The 20,613-nt window shown below is 42.2% G+C and carries 22 protein-coding genes and 1 tRNA gene; 13 read left to right on the top strand and 10 right to left on the bottom strand.

Going from position 1 to position 20,613, the window contains the following annotated elements:
* The first annotated feature begins 126 nt into the window (after positions 1 to 126).
* The 7 genes from ACFQ3S_RS11385 (at position 127) to ACFQ3S_RS11355 (ending at position 8,208) form a co-directional block, all read left to right on the top strand.
* A complete protein-coding gene (locus tag ACFQ3S_RS11385; RefSeq protein ID WP_377164433.1) occupies positions 127 to 591 on the top strand; it encodes a DUF4262 domain-containing protein in 465 nt (154 codons plus the stop codon).
* A gap of 3 nt (positions 592 to 594) precedes the next feature.
* Positions 595 to 1,692: a carboxylate-amine ligase gene (locus ACFQ3S_RS11380; RefSeq protein WP_377164431.1), complete on the top strand. Its 1,098-nt coding sequence runs from the start codon at positions 595 to 597 to the stop codon at positions 1,690 to 1,692.
* 11 nt (positions 1,693 to 1,703) lie between these two features.
* The gene (locus ACFQ3S_RS11375) at positions 1,704 to 2,546 is read left to right on the top strand and encodes a type 1 glutamine amidotransferase (RefSeq protein WP_377164429.1); all 843 of its coding nucleotides are present in this window, start codon (positions 1,704 to 1,706) and stop codon (positions 2,544 to 2,546) included.
* Between the two features lie 210 nt (positions 2,547 to 2,756).
* Complete coding sequence (locus ACFQ3S_RS11370) at positions 2,757 to 3,980, top strand: hypothetical protein (RefSeq protein ID WP_377164427.1); 1,224 nt, start codon at positions 2,757 to 2,759, stop codon at positions 3,978 to 3,980.
* A 119-nt stretch (positions 3,981 to 4,099) separates the two neighbouring features.
* A complete protein-coding gene (locus ACFQ3S_RS11365) occupies positions 4,100 to 4,261 on the top strand; it encodes a FeoB-associated Cys-rich membrane protein (protein ID WP_377164425.1) in 162 nt (53 codons plus the stop codon).
* 74 nt (positions 4,262 to 4,335) lie between these two features.
* Positions 4,336 to 7,725 carry a glycosyltransferase gene (locus ACFQ3S_RS11360; protein WP_377164423.1) on the top strand — a complete coding sequence of 1,130 codons (3,390 nt, stop codon included), beginning with the start codon at positions 4,336 to 4,338 and terminating at the stop codon, positions 7,723 to 7,725.
* Between the two features lie 12 nt (positions 7,726 to 7,737).
* On the top strand, positions 7,738 to 8,208 hold the full coding sequence (locus tag ACFQ3S_RS11355; RefSeq protein ID WP_377164421.1) for a hypothetical protein: 471 nt from the start codon (positions 7,738 to 7,740) through the stop codon (positions 8,206 to 8,208).
* Between the two features lie 50 nt (positions 8,209 to 8,258).
* Here ACFQ3S_RS11355 and ispF read toward each other — a convergent pair whose 3' ends face one another.
* Positions 8,259 to 8,750: a 2-C-methyl-D-erythritol 2,4-cyclodiphosphate synthase gene (ispF, locus tag ACFQ3S_RS11350; RefSeq protein WP_377164419.1), complete on the bottom strand. Its 492-nt coding sequence runs from the start codon at positions 8,748 to 8,750 to the stop codon at positions 8,259 to 8,261.
* Entirely contained in the window at positions 8,750 to 9,922 is a 1,173-nt protein-coding gene (porV, locus tag ACFQ3S_RS11345; RefSeq protein ID WP_377164417.1) for a type IX secretion system outer membrane channel protein PorV, read from the bottom strand. Before porV ends, ispF begins: the two co-directional genes overlap by 1 nt.
* A gap of 222 nt (positions 9,923 to 10,144) precedes the next feature.
* Here porV and ACFQ3S_RS11340 point away from each other — a divergent pair, with 222 nt between their 5' ends.
* Positions 10,145 to 11,782, top strand: a complete 1,638-nt coding sequence (locus tag ACFQ3S_RS11340; protein ID WP_377164415.1) for an SUMF1/EgtB/PvdO family nonheme iron enzyme — start codon at positions 10,145 to 10,147, stop codon at positions 11,780 to 11,782.
* Positions 11,783 to 11,903: 121 nt separating this feature from the next.
* Here the strand turns inward: ACFQ3S_RS11340 and ACFQ3S_RS11335 are convergent, their stop codons facing one another.
* Positions 11,904 to 12,131, bottom strand: coding sequence for a hypothetical protein (locus ACFQ3S_RS11335; protein WP_377164413.1), 228 nt, complete (start codon positions 12,129 to 12,131; stop codon positions 11,904 to 11,906).
* A gap of 228 nt (positions 12,132 to 12,359) precedes the next feature.
* Here ACFQ3S_RS11335 and ACFQ3S_RS11330 point away from each other — a divergent pair, with 228 nt between their 5' ends.
* The 3 genes from ACFQ3S_RS11330 to ACFQ3S_RS11320 all read left to right on the top strand — a co-directional run bounded on the left by ACFQ3S_RS11330 (position 12,360) and on the right by ACFQ3S_RS11320 (position 13,833).
* Positions 12,360 to 12,563, top strand: a complete 204-nt coding sequence (locus ACFQ3S_RS11330) for an AAA family ATPase (RefSeq protein ID WP_377164411.1) — start codon at positions 12,360 to 12,362, stop codon at positions 12,561 to 12,563.
* The gene (locus ACFQ3S_RS11325; protein WP_377164409.1) at positions 12,466 to 13,560 is read left to right on the top strand and encodes an AAA family ATPase; all 1,095 of its coding nucleotides are present in this window, start codon (positions 12,466 to 12,468) and stop codon (positions 13,558 to 13,560) included. The genes ACFQ3S_RS11330 and ACFQ3S_RS11325 overlap by 98 nt, the downstream gene beginning before the upstream one ends.
* Before the next feature lie 135 nt (positions 13,561 to 13,695).
* Complete coding sequence (locus ACFQ3S_RS11320) at positions 13,696 to 13,833, top strand: hypothetical protein (protein ID WP_377164407.1); 138 nt, start codon at positions 13,696 to 13,698, stop codon at positions 13,831 to 13,833.
* A 174-nt stretch (positions 13,834 to 14,007) separates the two neighbouring features.
* Here the strand turns inward: ACFQ3S_RS11320 and ACFQ3S_RS11315 are convergent.
* Positions 14,008 to 14,081: transfer RNA gene (locus tag ACFQ3S_RS11315), tRNA-Asn, on the bottom strand.
* Positions 14,082 to 14,168: 87 nt separating this feature from the next.
* Here ACFQ3S_RS11315 and ACFQ3S_RS11310 point away from each other — a divergent pair.
* Positions 14,169 to 15,089: a PfkB family carbohydrate kinase gene (locus tag ACFQ3S_RS11310; RefSeq protein ID WP_377164405.1), complete on the top strand. Its 921-nt coding sequence runs from the start codon at positions 14,169 to 14,171 to the stop codon at positions 15,087 to 15,089.
* 49 nt (positions 15,090 to 15,138) lie between these two features.
* Here ACFQ3S_RS11310 and ACFQ3S_RS11305 read toward each other — a convergent pair whose 3' ends face one another.
* Genes ACFQ3S_RS11305 through ACFQ3S_RS11290 form a run of 4 tightly spaced genes read right to left on the bottom strand, consistent with a single transcriptional unit; the run spans position 15,139 to position 17,433 of the window.
* A complete protein-coding gene (locus ACFQ3S_RS11305; RefSeq protein ID WP_377164403.1) occupies positions 15,139 to 15,375 on the bottom strand; it encodes a cytochrome b5 domain-containing protein in 237 nt (78 codons plus the stop codon).
* Positions 15,372 to 16,058: a lycopene cyclase domain-containing protein gene (locus ACFQ3S_RS11300; protein ID WP_377164401.1), complete on the bottom strand. Its 687-nt coding sequence runs from the start codon at positions 16,056 to 16,058 to the stop codon at positions 15,372 to 15,374. Before ACFQ3S_RS11300 ends, ACFQ3S_RS11305 begins: the two co-directional genes overlap by 4 nt.
* A complete protein-coding gene (locus ACFQ3S_RS11295) occupies positions 16,055 to 16,600 on the bottom strand; it encodes a hypothetical protein (RefSeq protein ID WP_377164399.1) in 546 nt (181 codons plus the stop codon). The genes ACFQ3S_RS11300 and ACFQ3S_RS11295 overlap by 4 nt, the downstream gene beginning before the upstream one ends.
* A complete protein-coding gene (locus tag ACFQ3S_RS11290) occupies positions 16,600 to 17,433 on the bottom strand; it encodes a phytoene/squalene synthase family protein (RefSeq protein ID WP_377164397.1) in 834 nt (277 codons plus the stop codon). The genes ACFQ3S_RS11295 and ACFQ3S_RS11290 overlap by 1 nt, the downstream gene beginning before the upstream one ends.
* Positions 17,434 to 17,530: 97 nt before the next feature.
* Here ACFQ3S_RS11290 and ACFQ3S_RS11285 point away from each other — a divergent pair, with 97 nt between their 5' ends.
* The gene (locus ACFQ3S_RS11285; RefSeq protein ID WP_377164395.1) at positions 17,531 to 19,027 is read left to right on the top strand and encodes a phytoene desaturase family protein; all 1,497 of its coding nucleotides are present in this window, start codon (positions 17,531 to 17,533) and stop codon (positions 19,025 to 19,027) included.
* 280 nt (positions 19,028 to 19,307) lie between these two features.
* On the opposite strand, the gene ACFQ3S_RS11280 is transcribed toward ACFQ3S_RS11285, so the two are convergent.
* Together ACFQ3S_RS11280 and ACFQ3S_RS11275 are read right to left on the bottom strand one after the other, a co-directional pair.
* Positions 19,308 to 19,604, bottom strand: a complete 297-nt coding sequence (locus ACFQ3S_RS11280) for a hypothetical protein (RefSeq protein ID WP_377164393.1) — start codon at positions 19,602 to 19,604, stop codon at positions 19,308 to 19,310.
* 240 nt (positions 19,605 to 19,844) lie between these two features.
* Complete coding sequence (locus tag ACFQ3S_RS11275) at positions 19,845 to 20,384, bottom strand: RNA polymerase sigma factor (RefSeq protein WP_377164391.1); 540 nt, start codon at positions 20,382 to 20,384, stop codon at positions 19,845 to 19,847.
* Positions 20,385 to 20,613: the final 229 nt, after the last annotated feature.

The raw sequence follows: 20,613 nt of genomic DNA, 5'->3' as shown, positions 1-20,613 counted from the left end.
AGTTCAAAAAATTAGATATTTCTTCATTAAACTTCATTTTCACTCATTTAATGTAGACTGTTTAATGAGTTTATGAAACCCCCTGAACACTGGCGGTATGCCGCCAGTGTTTTATAAACAACCAACATGGACAAGGAACTAAACGAAGCCGACAAACAGGTATTGAGCGACATTGAGCAATATGGCTTTCATGTTGTACATGTTATTGAAGATGATGCAGGACCCGGCTTTAGTTTTTCAGTTGGGTTGTATCATTCTTACAAGCATCCTGAAATCATAATCCTTGGATTAACTCAAGATTTAGCACATACTATTATAAATAATATTGTACTCGACATACAAGATGGTAAACAATTTGATGCCTTTACTTTTTCAGATGACATTTTGAACAATTATCAAACATATTTCCTTCCGGTAGATAAGGCTAACTATAGATCCTATCTGGGTTACGCCAATTGGTATTATAAAAATAATGACTTTCCTGTATTGCAACTTTTATATCCCAATTCAAAAGGCATTTTTTCATGGGAGGAAAATTGCCCAGATGCTTTTAAATACTTACAACCAATATTAGGACCAGTAAATAAATAAACGATGAACGAGTTTACCATTGGGGTTGAAGAAGAGTTTATGGTGATAGACCCGGTTACCCGGGAGTTGAAATCGCATGAGCAAAAAATTGTGGATGGCGCACAGCGTATTCACGAAGACCAGGTGAAGGCCGAAATGCACCAGGCCGTGGTAGAGGTAGGCACCCACATTTGCCGTAACACCGAGGAGGCTCGTAAAGAGGTGGGTAAATTACGCCTTACCGTGGCCCAGTTAGCCGGTGATATGGGCCTGCGCATTGGCGCCGCTGGTACGCACCCGTTTTCGCAATGGGCACATCAATTAATAACTGAGCACCCAAGGTATGACGAAATTGTAGACGAACTGCAAGATGCCGCACGCTCTAACCTTATCTTCGGGTTGCATGTGCATGTGGGCATCCAGTCGCGCGAAATGGCTATACATATTGCCAACCAGGTACGCTACTTTTTACCGCACGTGTTTGCCATGAGCGCCAATTCACCGTTTTGGGAAGGCCGTAATACGGGTTATAAATCGTTTCGCACCAAGGTGTTCGATAAGTTTCCGCGTACAGGTATCCCTGATGCCTTTAGCAGCATTGAGGAGTATGATAATTACATTAAGCTGCTGGTGAAAACTAATTGTATTGATAATGCCAAAAAGATCTGGTGGGATATTCGCGTACATCCGTTTTACGAAACCATAGAGTTCCGAATTTGCGATTGCCCTATGCTGGTAGACGAAACCATTGCTTTTACCGCCATTTTCCAGGCCCTTTGTGCCAAGCTGTACAAGCTTCGTCAGCAAAACATGAAGTTTATTACCTACCCTCGTGCCCTAATCAACGAAAACAAATGGCGCGCCGCCCGTTATGGTATCGATGGCAAACTGATAGATTTTGGAAAACAGCAGGAAGTAAATACCAGGGCGCTTATTTTAGAGTTATTAGATTTTGTGGATGATGTAGTAGATGATTTAGGTTGCCGCGAGGATCTGAAATACATTCACCAGATACTGGAACACGGCACCGGGGCCGACCGACAGTTAGCCGTTTACAATCAAAAGAACAGTTTGATAGATGTGGTAGATTTCATCACCTCGCAAACATTAAAAGGGATTTGAGCAGATAGATAATGACAGATAAACAGGAAATAAAAGTAGCCATATTAGATCTGTACGACGGAATAGCCAATCAGGGTATGCGTTGCTTTCAGGATATATTAGAGCGTTATAAAACCACTAACGGCTTAAATTTAAGCTACCGGGTTTTTGACGTCCGTAAAAGCAACCATGTGCCGGGTACCGATTTTGATATATACCTATCGAGCGGCGGTCCGGGCAGCCCGATAGATAGTGAAGATACGGACTGGGAAAACAACTATTTTAATTTGATAGACCGGATAGACGAGCACAACCATACAACCGATGGTGCTAAAAAACACGTCTTTTTTGTGTGCCATTCGTTTCAGCTCATGTGCCGGAGAATGCGTTTGGGCGAAGTAAATCTTCGCCGTTCGCCATCATTTGGTCCGCTGCCTGTGCATTTGACTCCCAGTGGTCACCAGGAACCCATTTTTGAAGGCCTGCAAGAACCCTTTTACACGGTCGATTCTCGCTCGTGGCAAGTAGTTAATCCCGATGAGAACCAGTTTAAAGCTACCGGCGCCACGCTGATCGCAATAGAAAAAGAACGCCCGTACATAGATTTGCCCCGCGCACTGATGGCCATTCGTTTCAACCCCTATTTTGTAGGCACCCAATTTCACCCCGAGGCCGATGCCATAGGTATGAAAGCCTATTTAATAACCGACGAAAAGAAGAAAGAAGTAATTGATGAGCACGGTGAGCAAAAGTACTACGACATGATAGAACATCTGGAAGACCCGGACAAGATCATGCATACGCAAAACACCATCATTCCTAACTTTTTAAAGGAGGCAATTTTGAGTTTGCAGTTAATAGATGCAAGAGATTAGTATCGCTCTCGTTCGGCTCCAGCCGAGTGAGCATATTATTCGGTCGCCGGCCGCCGAGCTCTTAGTTTGAGCCTGTAAAGTGTCGGCCCGAGGCCGAGAAATAGTTGCCACTCGGCTGGAGCCGAGCGGCGGCTTTATAGCTTTCATGTCATTACGAGCAATAGCGTGGCAATGACATAGTAGTTTTTTATAACAGAAGTACCACCACCAATGGAACCATCAGCACGCCAAACCTTCAACGCTAACTTCACTACCGAAAAATACGCTCAATTTCTAAAAGAGCTTAACGCCGGTCAGCCTAAAGAAACTGCCTTTCGCTTGGCCGAAACACCTATCTTTTTAACAGCTGGTTTTTGCGACCGCTTGATACAAGCGGGTAACAATATTGTGCAAACTATTTTGCAGCCCGACTTTAAAGAACTTACCGAACGTGCCATTCCTGCTAAATGGCGTGTGCCTAAAGAGAACGATCATCCGCACTGTATTGCGCTCGATTTTGGCGTTTGTAAAGATGAAGCCGGTAACATTGTACCTAAGCTGATAGAGTTGCAGGGCTTTCCATCGCTGTATGCATTTCAGTCCTTATTAGCGGATGTATATCGCAGCGTATATAACATTGATGAAAGCTGGACCGGTTACTATGGCGGCATGGATAAGGCCAGTTATATTGATCTGCTTAAAAAAACCATTCTTGGCCCTTACCAGCCTCACGAGGTGGTTATTATGGATGTGAACGCCACCGAGCAAAAAACAGCAATCGATTTTTTTGTGACCCAACAATACCTGGGTACACCCATAGTTGGGTTAGATGAATTGAAGCAGAAAGGCAACCAGTTGTTTTACGAGGTAAACGGCGAAGAACATTTGATTAAACGTATTTACAACCGGCTGATATTTAATGAAATTGATACTGATGGCAACCCGTTTGACAACCGGGTAGATGTTAGGCAGCCGCTTGATGTAGAGTGGGTATCGCACCCTAACTGGTTTTACCGTATCAGTAAGTTCACTATGCCGTTTTTAAAGGGCGACGCTATCCCCAAAACCTACTTTTTGCATGAATTGGAAAGCATACCCGCCGATTTGGAAAATTATGTTTTAAAACCGCTTTTCTCCTTTGCCGGCCAGGGCGTTATTATTGATGTTACCCCGGCCGATTTAGGAGTCATTACCGATCCCGAAAACTGGATATTGCAGGAAAAGGTTAACTACGAACCCGTGATACAGGCCCCCGATGACGGCGTTAAAGCCGAGATCAGGCTTTTGTATTTATGGCCCGATGGCGATGCCAAGCCAACCATGGCTATTAACCTGGCCCGTTTAAGTCGTGGTAAAATGATTGGCGTGCGGTATAATAAAGATTTTGACTGGGTGGGCGGCACTACGGCGCTGATGCAGCCCCTCCCCAACCCTCCCCGGGAGGGAGGGCTTTAAATAAACAAGCTCATTAAAAATCTCCCCTCCCGGGGGAGATTTAGAGGGGTTACTCCCGGGGAGGGTTGGGAGGGGCTTTTTTTACCTTGTTATTATATAACAATCCCTATTTTTGCGTCATGATTTTTCAAACTATAGCTATTGTATTGCTTTTTGCCGCTGCGGTTTTTTACGTAGGCCGCCTGGTGTACAAAAGCCTGTATGTTAAAAAAGGTTGCGGCTCTAACTGTAAATGCGGGGTCGATTTTTCCGATATAGAACCCGGTAAGCCCCGCGCATAATCTCTGATGGTGTTTGCAATACCACATTTGGCATAAAAGCGTTAGTTTTGCATTGCAGAACTTACTAACCTTTAATGGCCCAAAAACAAATTTTTCAAGCTGATAACCCTAAACGTTGGAATAGTTTTAAATGGCTTAGCCGCCTTTTAGTAGTTTTTTTAATATGCGGTTTAGTAGGCGCTGCCATTACCGTAACATCCAAGCAATACCCCGATCTTCCTAATTTAATACCTACCCAAAAAAAGCTGACCATTGCCGAACTTAACCGGCTTAAACGCACCACCAAATACCGTGATTTTACCATTCAAAAGGCTAAAATAGAGGAAACCAAAAGAGCTTTGCGCTTGCACCAGCTTAAACATCCCAATAACAAATACCGCATTAACGCCGGCTTTTACCATGCCTGGGAGCCACAGGCCTATTACTCGCTGTTAGATCATATTGGCAAACTCGACATGATAGTGAGCGAAGGCTTTGCCATAACACCCGGTAAAGATACCATTACCGTAAGGCTGGATACCGGTTTAACCAATTTGAACAAACGGTATAAAAAACCCATTATTATATCGCTCACCAACTACATTAATAAAAGTAATACCACCGGTGAATTTGACACCATTGATGTAAAACGCATAATTAATAATAAAAAACTACGCACCGGCTTTATTAATAATATTGCTTACAACTTAACCAAATACAATTTACGGGGACTGAACTTAAATTTCGACGATATTAGGGCGCGCAACAAAGCACCTTATAAAGCATTTCAGCAGGAATTATATAACACGCTGCACGCCAGGGGATTTTTAGTAACGCAAAATGTACTGCCCGAAGATGACGAGTTTGACCTGAAGTACCTTCAAAAGGTGAACGATTACCTGTTTATTATGGCCATTGACCAGCACAATGATGGCAGTAACGCAGGCGATGTTTCGCACCAGCATTGGGTAGAAGAGATACTGGATAAGGTTTGCGAGCAGGTGCCGAGCGAAAAGATCATCCTAACGGTGGCAGGCGGCGGGTTCGACTGGCCGGAGAACAACCTTGGGCAATCGGTTGGTTACCAGCAGGCTGTAAGTACCGCGCAAGAACATAAAGCACCTATTACATTCAACCCCGAGTCGGCCAATTTGAGCTTTAGCTATAAAGGCACCGATAGTATTAAACACCAAGTGTACTTTGCCGATGCGGCTACTAATTTTAACATCATCCGTATGGCCGATGATTGGGCTACCGGCGGTGTGGCCTTGTGGCGCTTAGGTTCCGAAGATCCGCGGCTATGGTCGTTCTTTCAAAAGAACCTATCTACCGATTCGTTGCGCAAAACCGGGATAGATATTAAAAAAATGAATACGGTAGGTTTAAATAACCGGATAGATTATGCCGGCGATGGCGAGGTGCTGGACCTGGTATCTGTACCTAAGGTTGGCGAAATTGATGTAAAGTTCGACCCGGTTACCTTTACCTTTACCAATCAAAAATACATTAAGCTACCCACCAAATATGTGATCAGGCGTTACGGTTATGCACCAGGCAAAGTGGTTTTAACATTTGATGACGGCCCCGACCCAAACTACACACCGCGCATACTCGATATTCTGAAAAAAGAAAAAGTACCCGGTTCGTTTTTTGTGGTGGGATCAATGGTGGAAAAACATATCCCTATTTTGCGCCGCATATATGATGAGGGCTACGAAATTGGTAACCATACCTTTTTTCACCCTGATATATCAGAAATTAGTTTGCAGCGTGTAAGCCTGGAACTGAATGCTACCCGTAAGCTTATCGAATCGGTCACCGGGCATAGTACGGTATTGTTTCGTGCACCTTTTAATGCCGATGCGGAGCCCCAAACCCTGGCCGAAATTATCCCGGTAGCGCAAAGCCGTAAAGAAAACTACATCAATATTGGAGAGTTTATTGACCCGCACGATTGGGAACCTGGGGTAACAGCCGACAGTATAGTAGCCCGCACTATTAAACAGGCACAAAACGGATCGATGATATTGCTGCACGATGCCGGTGGCGATAGCCGGGAAGAAACCGTTAAAGCCCTGCCGCGCATTATTCAGTATTTTAAAACCCATACGTACGATGGAGTACACAAATATGAGTTCACCACCATTGCCGATGTACTAAAAACCAGCAAAGATAAACTCATGCCGCCCGTAACCGATGACGCCAACAGCGGGGTTACCGGCACATTTTACGACATGTTTAACACCGGTTTATTTTATGGTAACTGGTTTGTTTTATACCTGTTTTTATCGGCTATATTTTTGGCTGTAGGCCGTATTATTTTAATTGGGATACTGGCTTTAAGGCAGTTTTCGCTCGATAAAAAAGCACCCGATCATGAGGTAAACATGAGCACCCTGCCGCCCGTAAGCATCATTGTGCCTGCTTACAATGAGGAGGTAACGGCCATGAACACCATTCAAAGTTTATTAAAACTGGAGTACCCGCAAATGGAGATCCTGTTTATAGACGATGGATCGAAAGACAAAACTTTTGAAGTAGTTAACTCAGCCTACCAAAACCACCCACTGGTAAAGGTGCTCACCAAGCCAAACGGAGGCAAGGCATCGGCCTTAAACTTCGGTATTGCGCAAGCCAAACACGATTTTGTGGTATGTATTGATGCTGATACTCTACTAAAAGATGATGCCATTATACACATGATGGCTTACTTTACCGACCAGGAAATTGGTGCCGTAGCCGGTACCGTTAAGGTAGGTAACGAAACTAATATCATTACCCGCTGGCAATCTATCGAGTACATTACCGCCCAAAACATGGACCGCCGGGCATTTGATCTCATCAACAGTATCACCGTGGTTCCGGGTGCTATTGGTGCTTTTCGTAAAGAAGCCATATTTAAAGCTGGGGGTTTCACTACCGATACCCTGGCCGAGGATTGCGACCTTACCATGCGCATATTAAAGCAAGGCTACGTGGTACGTAACGCCGGTGAAGCCATTGCCTACACGGAGGCTCCCGAAACTATAGAGATGCTGCTTAAACAGCGCTTTAGATGGAGTTTTGGCGTAATGCAAAGCTTCTGGAAAAACCGCGACGCGCTGTTTAACCGCAAGTATAAGTTTTTTGGGATGGTAGGTATGCCTAATATCCTGGTTTTTCAAATTGTACTGCCATTGTTTTCGCCCCTGGCCGATTTGATGATGATAGCAGGTTTCTTTAGCGATCACCCCGAAAAGATCTTTGCCTTTTACCTGGCCTTTATCTTTATTGATTTGTTGGTAGCCATTATAGCCTTCAAAATGGAAAAAGAGGATTATAAAAAGCTGATCTATATTATTCCGCAGCGCTTTGTATGGCGACAGTTGATGTACTATATCCTGTTTAAATCGTTACGCAGGGCGGTGAAAGGCCAGCATAGCGGCTGGGGTAATTTGAAACGTACGGGCAGCGTAAAAATGGAAGATCAAAGGCAGAGCAACTAAAACAACAGACTTATGAAGATACTCAGCTTTATTATTGTCCTGCTATCAGCCTTTATGGCAAAGGATCATGCGGTGCACCTACCGATAGTAAACGCAATTACCAGGCATACAGACACCAGTAATTTATTCACTGGTAATTTCACCGACGATTACGGCATCAAATATACCATAACCGATACTTTATGGATCCAGCATCCACGCACCCGCTTCCACATTATCAAGTGGAACAAAAAAGAGCAATACCTTATTGCCCGCAACGATGTCAAAAACCCAGGCGAAGGCGGATTATACACCCGTATAGATCTGATGCAGTTCAACGGTATGGCACCCTGGTTTTGGGGCTATTGCCTAACCGTGTACGATGCCAAAACCGATGCCGCCGCCGAGGCCGTAGCCATTGCCGACCGCAAAAATCCACGAAAGGGTTGTAATGGTTACCCGTTTTCGAGAATGAAGGTAAGCCCTCCGAGCCCTATTCAGTAGGGAGGGCTTAATTAATAACATTTTTTAAGGTCTCCCCTCCCGGGGGAGATTTAGAAGGGGTTCTTCTCAATTAAACAAACCGCGTAAGCTACCACACCTTCTTTACGGCCTATAAAGCCCATTTGCTCGTTGGTGGTGGCTTTAATAGAAATATCTTCTTCACTAATACCTGCTGCCTGGGCAATATGCGCTTTCATGGCCGGTATATGTGGGTTTATTTTAGGTGCTTCTAAACAGATCATGGCATCGATGTTGCCTATGCTCCAGCCTTTTTCTTTAAGGAGTTCTACCACATGCTCCAGCAAGATGAGGCTGCTGATACCGCGCCAGCGTTCGTCGGTGTTAGAAAAATGATAGCCGATGTCGCGCAGGTTGGCCGCGCCTAATAAGCCATCGCAAATGGCATGTACTATTACATCGGCATCCGAATGGCCAAAGACCCCGGCATGGTGCGGCAGGGTTACACCGCCCATTACAAACGGATGGCCTTCTTTTAGTTGGTGCACATCAAACCCAAACCCTACGCGTAGCTTGCTCATCATTATTTACCGCCAAAGTTAGCACTTACCGTAAAACGCAAGGTATTAGCCAGCGGACTTTTTTGCTGGGTAGCTAATAAGTAAGCCAAATCGAGGTTAAAAATATCGTACTTAAAGCCTGCACCCAGGGTGGCGTACTGGCGGTTACCCTTGGATGGGTTTTCGTAAAAGTACCCGGCTCTTAAAAAAAACTGCTTGTTATAGCCATATTCGGCACCGGCGGCATAGCTTATTTCCTTCAGTTCTTCTTTAAAACCGCCGGGGGCATCGGCAAAGGAGCCAAAAATACCGGCAGGTATAGAGCGGTCGTCATCGTAACCACTCACCACATTGCCGTTGGCATCGCGTATAGGTGGTGTAGGGGCCATCAGTTTATTCAAATCGAGCGTTAGTGTAAACTGGCTGGAATTGTCCAGGTACCAGGTATCGGCAGCGCCTATCCTGAAATTAGCCGGTAAAAAATATTGCTGCCCGTTACTGGCAAAGCTCATTTTAGTGCCTAAGTTAGAAAAATTTGCCCCGAACGACATTTGTGCGTCTTTACCGAACTGGCGTGTAGGGATCGTGTAATAGGCAGATACATCGGCCGCAATGGCATTGCCCGATTTGGTTTGCTGACCGTTTACTACCGCGCCGTTGGTTAAGCCCGAGTGAATATAACGGGCGGTTAAACCCAATGAAAAGTTTTGACCGAACTTACGGGCAAATGAACCGTCGATAGAAAATTCATTTGGGCTGTAAGTACCCTGGTCGTTTTGCCCTCCATCAATTAACTGAATATTCCCCAGGTTAAAGTAACGCATTGAAAGGCCTATTGTATTCCGCTCGTCCAGCTTGCGGGCATAACTTAAATAAGCCAGGTTAATGCCCGATACCAGGTTGCGCAACCACGGACTGTATGATAAGGAAGCATTATCCTGTCCCTCAATAAAGGCCAGTTTAGATGGGTTCCAGTAATTGGCGTTCACATCGGGTGCAAGGGCCACCCCGGCATCGCCCATTGCTCCCGAGCGCGAATCGGGCGATATGGTTAGGAAAGGTACCGCCGTAACTATTCCGTTATTAGTACTGCCATTGGTATTAGTACCGGTATTACCTACGGTACCCTGCGCCAATAGCATACTCGGCAGCATGTAACATACCCCAATAATAGCACAAAACTTAAAAATTTTCATTATTACAAATTAGCTGTAAATTTTCTTAAAAAACTACGGATAATTACATATAACTATTATAAAGTACTAAAATTAAGTTATTACCGCTCTAATTTTATTTTTGTGTAACCAAACAGTTTTATTAAACGTAAAAAAGCCTGATTTAAAACCTAATGTTTATCACTTTGAAATAATACCTTTAACAGGAATTTCGTAGTTTTACTTTCTAATTTTTTAAAGAACATGATTAAGCATTTTACTAAATCTGCTTTACTATTAGGTTGTGTGGGATTGATGCTTGGCAGTTGCAGTAAACCAATGCGGTCGCAAAAAACCGGTATTGTTTACAATAACAAATACAATGGCGGTTACATGCGTTTCCAAAAAACCCACCCTGCCCCCGGCCCAGGCCTGGTAGCTATTGAGGGCGGTACTTTTGTGTTGGGTGGAAGCGCCGATCAAGACGTTACTTACGATTATAATAATACCCGTCGCAGGGTTACCATAGGCTCGTTTTATATGGATGAAACTGAGGTATCTAACCAGGATTGGCTCGAATACCTGCATTACCTGAGCATTCATTACACCGGCGACAGGGAGCTATATTACAATGCCATGCCCGATACCCTGGTATGGCGTCGCCCCTTATCGTACAATGAGCCTTATGTAGATAATTATTTGAGGCATCCGGCCTTTCAGGATTACCCGGTTGTAGGTGTAACCTGGGAACAGATTCAGGATTACTGTACCTTCCGTACCAACCAGAGCAACGAAAACTTGCTGCGCGAATCGGGCAAGCTGGCCGCCTGGAAAGATATGAATGGCGCAACACCGGGCGCAGCCCCTGCCGTAGCTGGCACCAAAGAAGCATTTGATACCGATATTTATTTGAATGGCCAATATAAAGGCCAGGGCCTCGACGGTAAAAAAATGATGGCCGACCTGAACCCCAACGCCAAACCCGGCGCTAACGGTAAGGCAACCCGTACTGTGCGCATGGAAGACGGTATATTAAAACCGGCTTACCGCCTGCCTACCGAGGCCGAGTGGGAATATGCCGCCTTAGGTTTAGCAGGCAATACCGAGTTTGAAAACATTGAAGACGGTAAAATTTACCCATGGAACGGCATGGGCGTACGCTCGCCTAAAAAACGTACCCGTGGTATGATACTGGCCAACTTTAAACGTGGCGCAGGTGACAACATGGGTGTGGGCGGATCATTAAATGATAAGGCCGATATTACCGCTCCTGTACGTTCGTACGAACCTAACGATTTTGGCTTGTATAACATGGCTGGCAACGTAAACGAGTGGACCAGCGACGTTTACCGCCAAATGAGCTTTGAAGATGTAGAAGATTTTAACCCTTACCGTGGCAACGAGTACACCAATAAACGTTTGGCCGATCCTGAAAAAGGAATTTACGCTAAAGACAAATATGGCCGCCCCATTAAAGATGCAGCCAAATCAAACAAGAAACTGCCCTGGAACGAGTTTATAGCGCAGCAGCAAGGACAAAAAGCCGCTCCTGCAACTACTATTGCACCGCCAGCTGGTGTACCCACAGGTGCAGCCACCGCAGCATTAAGCGGTAAGCCATTTAATGCCGATCAAAGAGGTTTTGCCGATTCTACCGACAATAGCCTGTATGGCATAACCACCCTGGTTAATGACCACTCAAAGGTTTACAAAGGCGGGTCATGGAACGATAGGGCTATGTGGATGAACCCGGCAACCCGCCGTTTTATGGACCAAGGTGAGGCGAGTGCCGAGGTAGGTTTCCGCTGTGCCATGAGCATGGTAGGCGCACCCGAAATTAACCCTAACGGAAAATCACATTTCAGTGTGAAGAAGCCGAAGAATTATTCGCCTAAGAAATAAAAGATTTTAAGTTATTGAAAGAGCCGGCTATTTGATAGTCGGCTTTTTTGTGTTTTTATTAAACCACTGAAAAATTTACAAATTTTTGTAAAACAATCCCTTGCAGGTTAATAATCAATTATTAAATGCGCTCTTTATCCAACGCAATCAGGTCAATAAAAGCCATATCCTTTAACACCCTTAATTCGCTCCTGTAGGAAAAGGAATCATAGTATTGAGTTTGGTAGGTTAAATCATAAACCTTAACATGCTTCTTTTCGTTCGCTCCCCATTCCATGTGAATATCATCCTCGATGATGGGCAGATCAAATGTTTGGATACGGTTCAGAAATTTTTTAAAGTACTGCATAGGTGGGCAGATTTATACTGCAAATTTAACAATTATATATTCACCGTAAAAAAACGCAACTTAATCACACACTCTAAATGCAGCTAATGAACGTTAGTTACTAATCAGGATTTATATCGCCAAGCGTTCGTTTATTAATAATGACAAAACTTTTATAACGTAAGCTAAATAATATTATCTTGAAGGCTATCAGAAATATATACTAATATAATCCACCTAAATCAAATCATGGAAACTTTAACAATGAGTTTAAACTCTATAAGACACATAGAGCATTCGAAAATAGAAATCCCATTAGAAAGCGGCGTGTATGCTTTTGTTGGGAATAATGGATGTGGAAAAAGCACAATACTTGGCTTTAGCTCAATTAATCTCAAGGTATCATTTAAGCATTCTAAAGAAAGAAGATTACGATTCTTCCTCTTCAATTGAATTTGAATATAATGGAAAAATCGACAAATGGACTGAAAAAGATGGTTGGTGGTCGTCAAACATCTTCCCCAATAGCATAAGTTTTAATGGTTTGTATGAAGAAAGCTTGTTTTATGGTACCAGGTTTAACGATTCGAGAGCCATTGATAACCTTTTAGCAACTGGTAAAATTCAACAAAAGGATATTGTAGATTCAGATCTTTACATAAAGGAAAAGTTAAGCTACATCTTACATGGTGATTATTCTCATTATACAAATCTTAAACGCATAAGAAATAAATATATCACTGAAAAATTAGGCTTGTCTAATTCTCCGTATTTCAATAGCGTGAAGGCCACTTTAATAAGTCAATACCGAATGAGTTCGGGCGAATGTCTACTTATCTCTCTACTACATTTCGTATATAATTCAATAGTAAGAAAATCATTACCGCCGAATAAAAAAATTCTTGTCTTGATCGACGAAATTGAATTAGCGCTTCATCCAATTGCGGTAAGCAGATTACTTGATTTACTGAAAGAGTTAATAAAAGACAGTGCAAACTTAGTTGTTATTTTAACCACGCACTCTCCCGAGGTAATAAGAAAAATTAAGCCAAGTAATCTGTATAAGGTGACTAATAATAGCGGACAATTAATAATTGAATCAAATTGTTATCCCAGTTATTTAATAAGGGATGTTTACAGCCATGATGGGTTTGATTATTTATTGCTTGTGGAAGATATATTAACACGTACAGTGGTAGAGAAAATTTTAAATCAGGAGCATTTAAAGAATAGCAAATTAATACATATTGTACCTGTCGGTGGATGGACAAACGTTTTAAATTTACATCGAGAGTTACTAATGTGGAACGTTTTGGGTTTGGGAAAACAGATTGTTAGCATTTTGGATGGAGATATTGTTGATTTAGTAAATGAGGAATATAAAGATTTAAGAAAGTTGTTTTTGCCAATTAAAAGTGTGGAAAAATATTTATATGACGTAATCATATAAAAGCCTAATCATAAGATTAAAAAATTTCTAAATGATAAATACTTTACCATAAATTCTTTGAATACGCTGTTACAGGAGCATGCTGTTAAATATCCAATAATTCCAGAGAACCCAGATAAGAAGTTTTATTTCTGATTGAAAAAGGATTTAGAAAAGAGAGGCATTACCGAACAACAGTTTGTGACTAATCTTTCGGACGATTTGCTTGACAATGTGGAGTTTACTAGGTTTAAAACGTCGTTAGGCAAAATGCTCGAGAGTTATAAAAACTAACCAAAAAGCTATTACGTCGATGAGCTTTTTAAACAAAGAGGGGGTGTTATCGGCGTGAAAACGAGTTTTCACAAAAAGAAAGTGGTGATTATTGTTTTGTCGCTTTTTCTGCAAATTCCCTGCAAATAAAAAAACCCCACTCGCCAGAGTGGGGTTAAATCATTGATTTTGAGGCTCCTGAGGCTGGGCTCGAACCAGCGACCCTCTGATTAACAGTCAGATGCTCTAACCAGCTGAGCTACTCAGGAGTGTTTTCCGTTTTGGAGTGGTGCAAAAGTATAATTTATCGCTTAATTTCACAATATTTGCAGCAAAATATTTTTAAATAATTTCGCATGAGTTTATTAGTGATTGGTACTGTGGCATTTGACGCTATTGAAACACCCTTTGGTAAAACCGATAAAATTGTTGGAGGGGCTGCAACATACGCAAGTTTGGCCGCTTCGTACTTTTATAACAACGTTAAAATAGTAGCTGTAGTGGGCGACGACTTCCCTCAAAGTGAAATTGCCGACTTTAACCAGCATCATATTAATACCGAAGGCTTACAGATTAAGCAAGGCGAAAAATCTTTTTTTTGGAGCGGACGCTATCATAATGATATGAATAGCCGCGATACATTGGCAACCGAACTAAACGTATTAGCCAATTTTGACCCTATTATTCCTGAGAGCTACCAGGACTGCGAATACCTGATGCTGGGCAATTTAACACCACAAGTACAGCAAACGGTAATTGAACGCCTTAAAAACCGCCCTAAGCTCATTGTAATGGACACTATGAACTTCTGGATGGATATCGCTATGAACGATCTGCTGGAAACCATTAAGCTGGTGGATGTAGTAACCATTAATGATGAGGAAGCACGTCAGTTAAGTGGCGAGTATTCTTTGGTGAAGGCGGCGCGTAAAATTTTAGGTATGGGTCCCAAATACCTGATCATTAAAAAAGGAGAACATGGTGCGTTACTGTTCCACGAGGATAAAGTGTTTTCGGCACCTGCATTGCCATTGGCCGAGGTTTTTGATCCAACAGGTGCTGGTGATACCTTTGCAGGCGGCTTTATTGGCTACCTGGCCAAAGTAGGTACGGTTAACTTTAATAATATGAAAAACGCAATCATCTTTGGTTCGGCACTGGCCTCTTTTTGTGTAGAAAGGTTTGGTACCGAAAAAATCAGAAATTTAAGTCAGGACGAAGTTTCTGAGCGCGTACAGCAATTCATTAGTTTGGCCCAGTTCGAAATAGAACTTTAAGCTTTGCGTAAAAGCGCCTTTGCATTTGGGTTTGCAAAGGCGCTTTTGCTTATTTCAATAATCCAACCGCACTAAAGCGCTCAAAAACATCTTCGGTGTGAGGCGCTTCCGATATTTCTTCGGTTAAGTCCTGCCCTGCCCAATGTTCATAATGCTTGCCATTTACCCATAAACGGCTATCGGTCACGTCATAAATAATTCCAAAATAGGCTACCCAAATTTCGGGTTTATCCTGCCCGTTGCGTAAAGCCAATTGTGAACGGGTATAGGATGGTAAACCATTCATAAATTCGCAGTTTTATGTTTGTTTCTAAAGTATTCGAAAAAGCCCACGTTCATCACTAATAGGGCCATCGAGTAAAAATGATCTTCCAGGGGTATGGTTCCTATTCGTTTGCCTATGTTTTCGGCATTGTTATACAAAACTACAGGGATGCTCGTTAAAATGCCATTCACAATATAAAACGGTAATAGCGATACCGCGTAAGCCATATAAAAGCGGTTAAGCCATTGTGCTTTAAAACCGTATTGTAATATTAAAATAAGTGCCAGCAGCAAGCCAAAAGTAACCAGCGTATATATCCTGTTGTGGTACATCGCGAGCATTAATAAACTCAGGATAATAATCAAGTTAGAAATCCACTCGTTTACCCGGTGCGGTATATGCCAGTTTACATAGTAGTTTAAGCAGGCGTAAATAAAAATACAGGAGAAAGGTACCGTTAAAAAAAACAGGATCTCTTCGAGCGGAAGCTCAAAAAATTTGATGCCGGTAATATAAGTAGGATTAAATGACCATACGCCTTTTATGGTAAACAGTACATCCCAAAACAAGAACATAATCCCTGTAATGAGCAAACCAGGCCAAATAAACTTCCAGCTTTTATAAAAAGCCACCCGCTTATCGAACGAGAGCATAACCGGAAACACTATGGTTAAAAAATTGATGAGCAGGTAGGTGTATTTCACTTTAAAGTGGCTAACTGTTTGTGAAGTTTCTCGTTTTCCTGGGCCGTGCAGCGTTTGGAATCAAGCAGAAATTTGATAATAGTTAATACTACTTCATGATCGGCCGTGGTATAGTGCTTTCTATCCAACTGCTTAATCATCTCTTCACGGTCGGTTACCAAATGCTTGTTATACCCTAAAAAACCAGGAACATTGTGCTCTATCGAAAATCGCATAAATCTAATCTCCATATTATCAGGTTCACGGTTTACGGCTACTTGCAGCGTATTTTCGGCATCGTTTAAGTATTTTACTTTATAATAAGGGTTCCAGGCATGCTTGGCTTTCAGTGCTAGCACTACACCTAAATAGCAAACATTAATAGGTGATTTGTTTTGTGCAGCAGTAAGGGCGGTGTATAAAGAATCGGTCAAGCTTCGCTTTTCGAGTGCTATCAATAACTGCTTGCGTAGTACTTTAGGTCCCGGTATATCGGCTTTTACATAATTTACAAATCCTGTCAGGAGGCAGAACAATACTAATATAAAGGAACTTAACTTCATTAAATCACTTTTAACTTTTGATGCAAAATAGCTTTGAAATATAAGGCCATTTTTCGAGTATCGGAAACCCGGATGCGTTTTTGCATGATCACATTAGCCGGGGTTTTGCTAATTTTTTTAAATAACTGACGATAATAGATGTATGCAATGTAAACACCTAAACGTGTGCCGCGTGGTAATAGTTTAATACCCTGAAAGGCATCGTCAAAATCTTTCCCTATATCGGCTTCAATGTCCTGCTTATCCTGTTCACTAAATCTATTAAAGTCAATAGATGGAAAATAGGTACGTCCGCGTTCTTCAAAGTCCGATTTCACATCCCGCAAAAAGTTGATCTTTTGAAAGGCTGCACCCAGGCTACGGGCCATAGGTACCAATTGCTGGTACAATTTTTCACTGTTCTCGCAAAATACCCGCAGGCACATGAGGCCTACTACTTCGGCCGAACCATAAATATATTTTTCGTATCCCGCTTTGTCGTAAGCCGTTTTATCCAGGTCCATCTCCATGGAATGCAAAAAGGCCTCTATTAACTCGTCTTCAATTTTATAATGATTTACAACCTGCTGGAAGGATTGCAATACCGGGTTTAAACTGATCCCCTTACGAATAGCCACAAAGGTTTGCGCGCTGAAATCTGTTATAAGTGCCTGTTTATCAAAGTCGTGAAAGGTATCTACAATTTCATCGGCGTAGCGTACAAAACCGTAAATGGCATATATGGGGTAGCGAAAACGCTTATCGAACGCCATGATACCTTTACTGAATGAAGTGCTGTATTTAGTGGTGATCACTTTACTGCATTCAAAGCAGGTTTCATCAAATAAATTCATCGGTTAGTGCAATTTTATACCAAAAGTACACATAAAAGACCATTATTGTTTAGTGAACCTGCCAAACATTTACTTAATTTGCCGTCGTAAACACCGCATGGATAAACAACAGGTTATTATTATTGGGGCAGGCTTTGCCGGTTTGGCAGCCGCAACGGTATTGGCTAAAGCAGGCTATCAGGTTACTGTTCTCGAAAAAAACGACCAGCCCGGCGGCCGTGCCCGCATTTGGGAAAAGGATGGCTTCACCTTTGATATGGGCCCGAGCTGGTACTGGATGCCCGATGTATTTGAAAACTACTTTGCACTGTTTGGGAAACAAGCGGCTGATTTTTATAACCTAACCCGTTTAGATCCCGGCTACCGGGTGTATTATGGTAAAAACGACACGCTGGATGTTCCTGCCAATTTAAACGCACTCAAAGCCCTATTTGAACAAATTGAGCCCGGCAGCAGCAAAGGATTACAGGAGTTTTTGGATCAGGCCGAATATAAATACCGCGTGGGCATGCGCGAATATGTGTTTAAGCCTTCACACTCGGTTACAGAGTATATGAGTTTGAACTTGCTCAAAAAAAGTTTGGGCATACAATTGCTCACCAGCATGAGCAAGCATGTAAGGCAGTATTTTAAAAACCCTAAGCTGATTAAGCTGCTGGAATTCCCGGTTTTATTCTTAGGAGCTACGCCGCAAAACACGCCGGCTATGTACAGTATGATGAATTATGCCGACCTGGTATTAGGCACCTGGTATCCGCAGGGTGGTATGCACCAAATTGTTAAGGCCATGGTACAGGTAGCTGAAGGTTATGGGGTTGATGTTCAACTGAATACCGAAGCGACTAAGATAAATATCCAAAACAAAACGGTTACAGATATCCAAACTAATAAAGGAGTTTTTAAAGCTGATTTCATTATTGCCGGTGCTGATTATGAGCATGTTGACCAGCATTTGATTGACGAGGACCATCAGAACTATACCCCAAAATATTGGGACACCCGCACCATGTCACCATCAAGTTTGTTGTATTATGTGGGGGTGAATAAGCGGGTGAATAACATTGAGCATCATAACCTCTTTTTTGATGAGGATTTTGAGTTGCATGCCAAAGAAATTTATACCGAGCCTGCCTGGCCAACCAAGCCTTTATTTTACGTATCATGTACCTCAAAATCAGACGATAGTGTTGCGCCCGAGGGTTGCGAAAACCTCTTCTTTTTAATGCCGCTGGCACCGGGTTTACATGATGACGAAGCCCTGCGCGAAAAGTATTTTAACATCATGCTCGACCGCTTTGAAAGCGTTACCGGTGAGCCCATCCGCGACCATATTGTGCTGAAACGTAGCTATGCCATGAACGATTTTAAGGCCGATTATCACTCCTTTAAAGGAAATGCTTATGGACTGGCCAATACCCTCTCGCAAACGGCATTTTTTAAGCCGGCTATGCGGGCCAAAAAAATAGATAATATGCTATATACCGGCCAATTAACCGTGCCCGGACCAGGGGTTCCACCGGCGTTAATATCGGGGCAGGTAGCGGCTCAAGAGGCTATTAAACTGCTTCGAAAACAGGTTCGAAAAAATTCATAAAAGTTCAAATAATTACATAAAGTTAGATTTTTCTTCATTTTATGCAGATTTTTGTGTGATGGGTGAAACGCTGAAAATGCCGAGTGGCTTGCTTTATAAAATTGTAACTACTTAACAAATCAAACACTAAGCAATCAACTTTTTTTGCGTTAAGGATTGCAGCGGATACCGGCCCGTGGCTAAGGCTCGTGCAGTATAAGCGGAAAGCCTGACCCGCAGGGTAACGCCTTTGGAGGAAGTTTTTAGATGGGAGTTATTAAGAAATAATTCTTAAACGCTATTAGGCGTGCAATAGTAAGGCTATCACATTTAGTCCTAAGCATAGGTAACCGATCAGTCGGGCGCGTTTATAAAGCACTATAGCCTTCACCACTTCCTTTTCTACCACCTTGTTATTCTTGCCGTCCATAATGATAAGCTGACGGGTGTTAATGCTGCCTGTCCATAGTTCGAGCAGGCCCCAGGTGGAGAGTTGCCTGAATTTCATGATCACCAGGTTGGCTTTTGTTAACAGGCCAATAGCTAATACACCAGTTGTAATGGCTACGATCTGGATTATTAGTGTTAGTGTGCCCATAATTTGGGTACAAAGTAAATAATTAAAATGCTTATCTAACTTAATTATCCAACATTGTCATTGCAAACGGTAGTGAGAAATCTTGTTCAATTGCAAAGTGAGTTATATATCTGTTCAAACAAGTTTTCTCACTATCGTTCGAATTAACAGCATTTTAAATTTATAGACGGATAACCAAAAAAAACGGATTCTGAAATCATCAGAACCCGTTTTTATATCTATTGAGTTTAATTAAACAAATTATTCTTCTTCGGCAAACATTGGTTTTTTAACCCCATTATCATAAGCTTTCAGGTTTTTCTTCAGCAACTTGCGTGCTACGTGGATGCGTGTTTTAACCGTACCGATTGGGATAGTCAAGTGATCGGCAATTTCGTGATATTTATGACCCTCGAAGTACATGGTGAAGGGTACGTAATAATCTTCGGGTAAGCGGTCTAAAGCACGGCGGATATCGTCCATTATAAATTTAGATTCGCCCTGATTTTTAGTTGAACTGAATACTAAGTTAGCTGAAGAAATTTCTTCTGATTTAGTAACGAACGTACTCATTTTCACAAAGCGACGGTAGTTATTAATAAAAGTGTTTTTCATGATGGTATATAACCATCCTTTTAAGTTGGTGCCTTCTTTAAACTTGTTGTAGTAAGTTATAGCCTTCAACATTGTATCCTGAACAAGGTCGTTAGCATCGTCTGCGTCATGAGTGAAGTGCAGTGCGTATGAACGTAGTGAACTGGCTTGGCGCAATACCATGGTGTTAAACTCAATCTTTGTCATTCTGTTATCAGTTAAAGTTTTGTATTGATACCTTGGCAAACATGATACCGTTTTGTGCCAAACCTGAAACTTTAATGACAATTATCACTATAACCGATTGCCAATCGGTATAAAAACACTGTTTTTTAAAACAAAATAGCACTTGTTAATATTCTGTAGTTCAGTAATTTAATATTGATTAAACATTAAGATAATAAATTAACTATAAAAATATAAATAGTGTCGTGAG

The organism is Mucilaginibacter terrae, from assembly GCF_042679325.1.
Taxonomy (GTDB): domain Bacteria; phylum Bacteroidota; class Bacteroidia; order Sphingobacteriales; family Sphingobacteriaceae; genus Mucilaginibacter; species Mucilaginibacter terrae.
The sequence above is the reverse complement of the archived record's forward strand: the minus strand, read 5'-3'. Positions and strand labels throughout refer to the sequence as shown.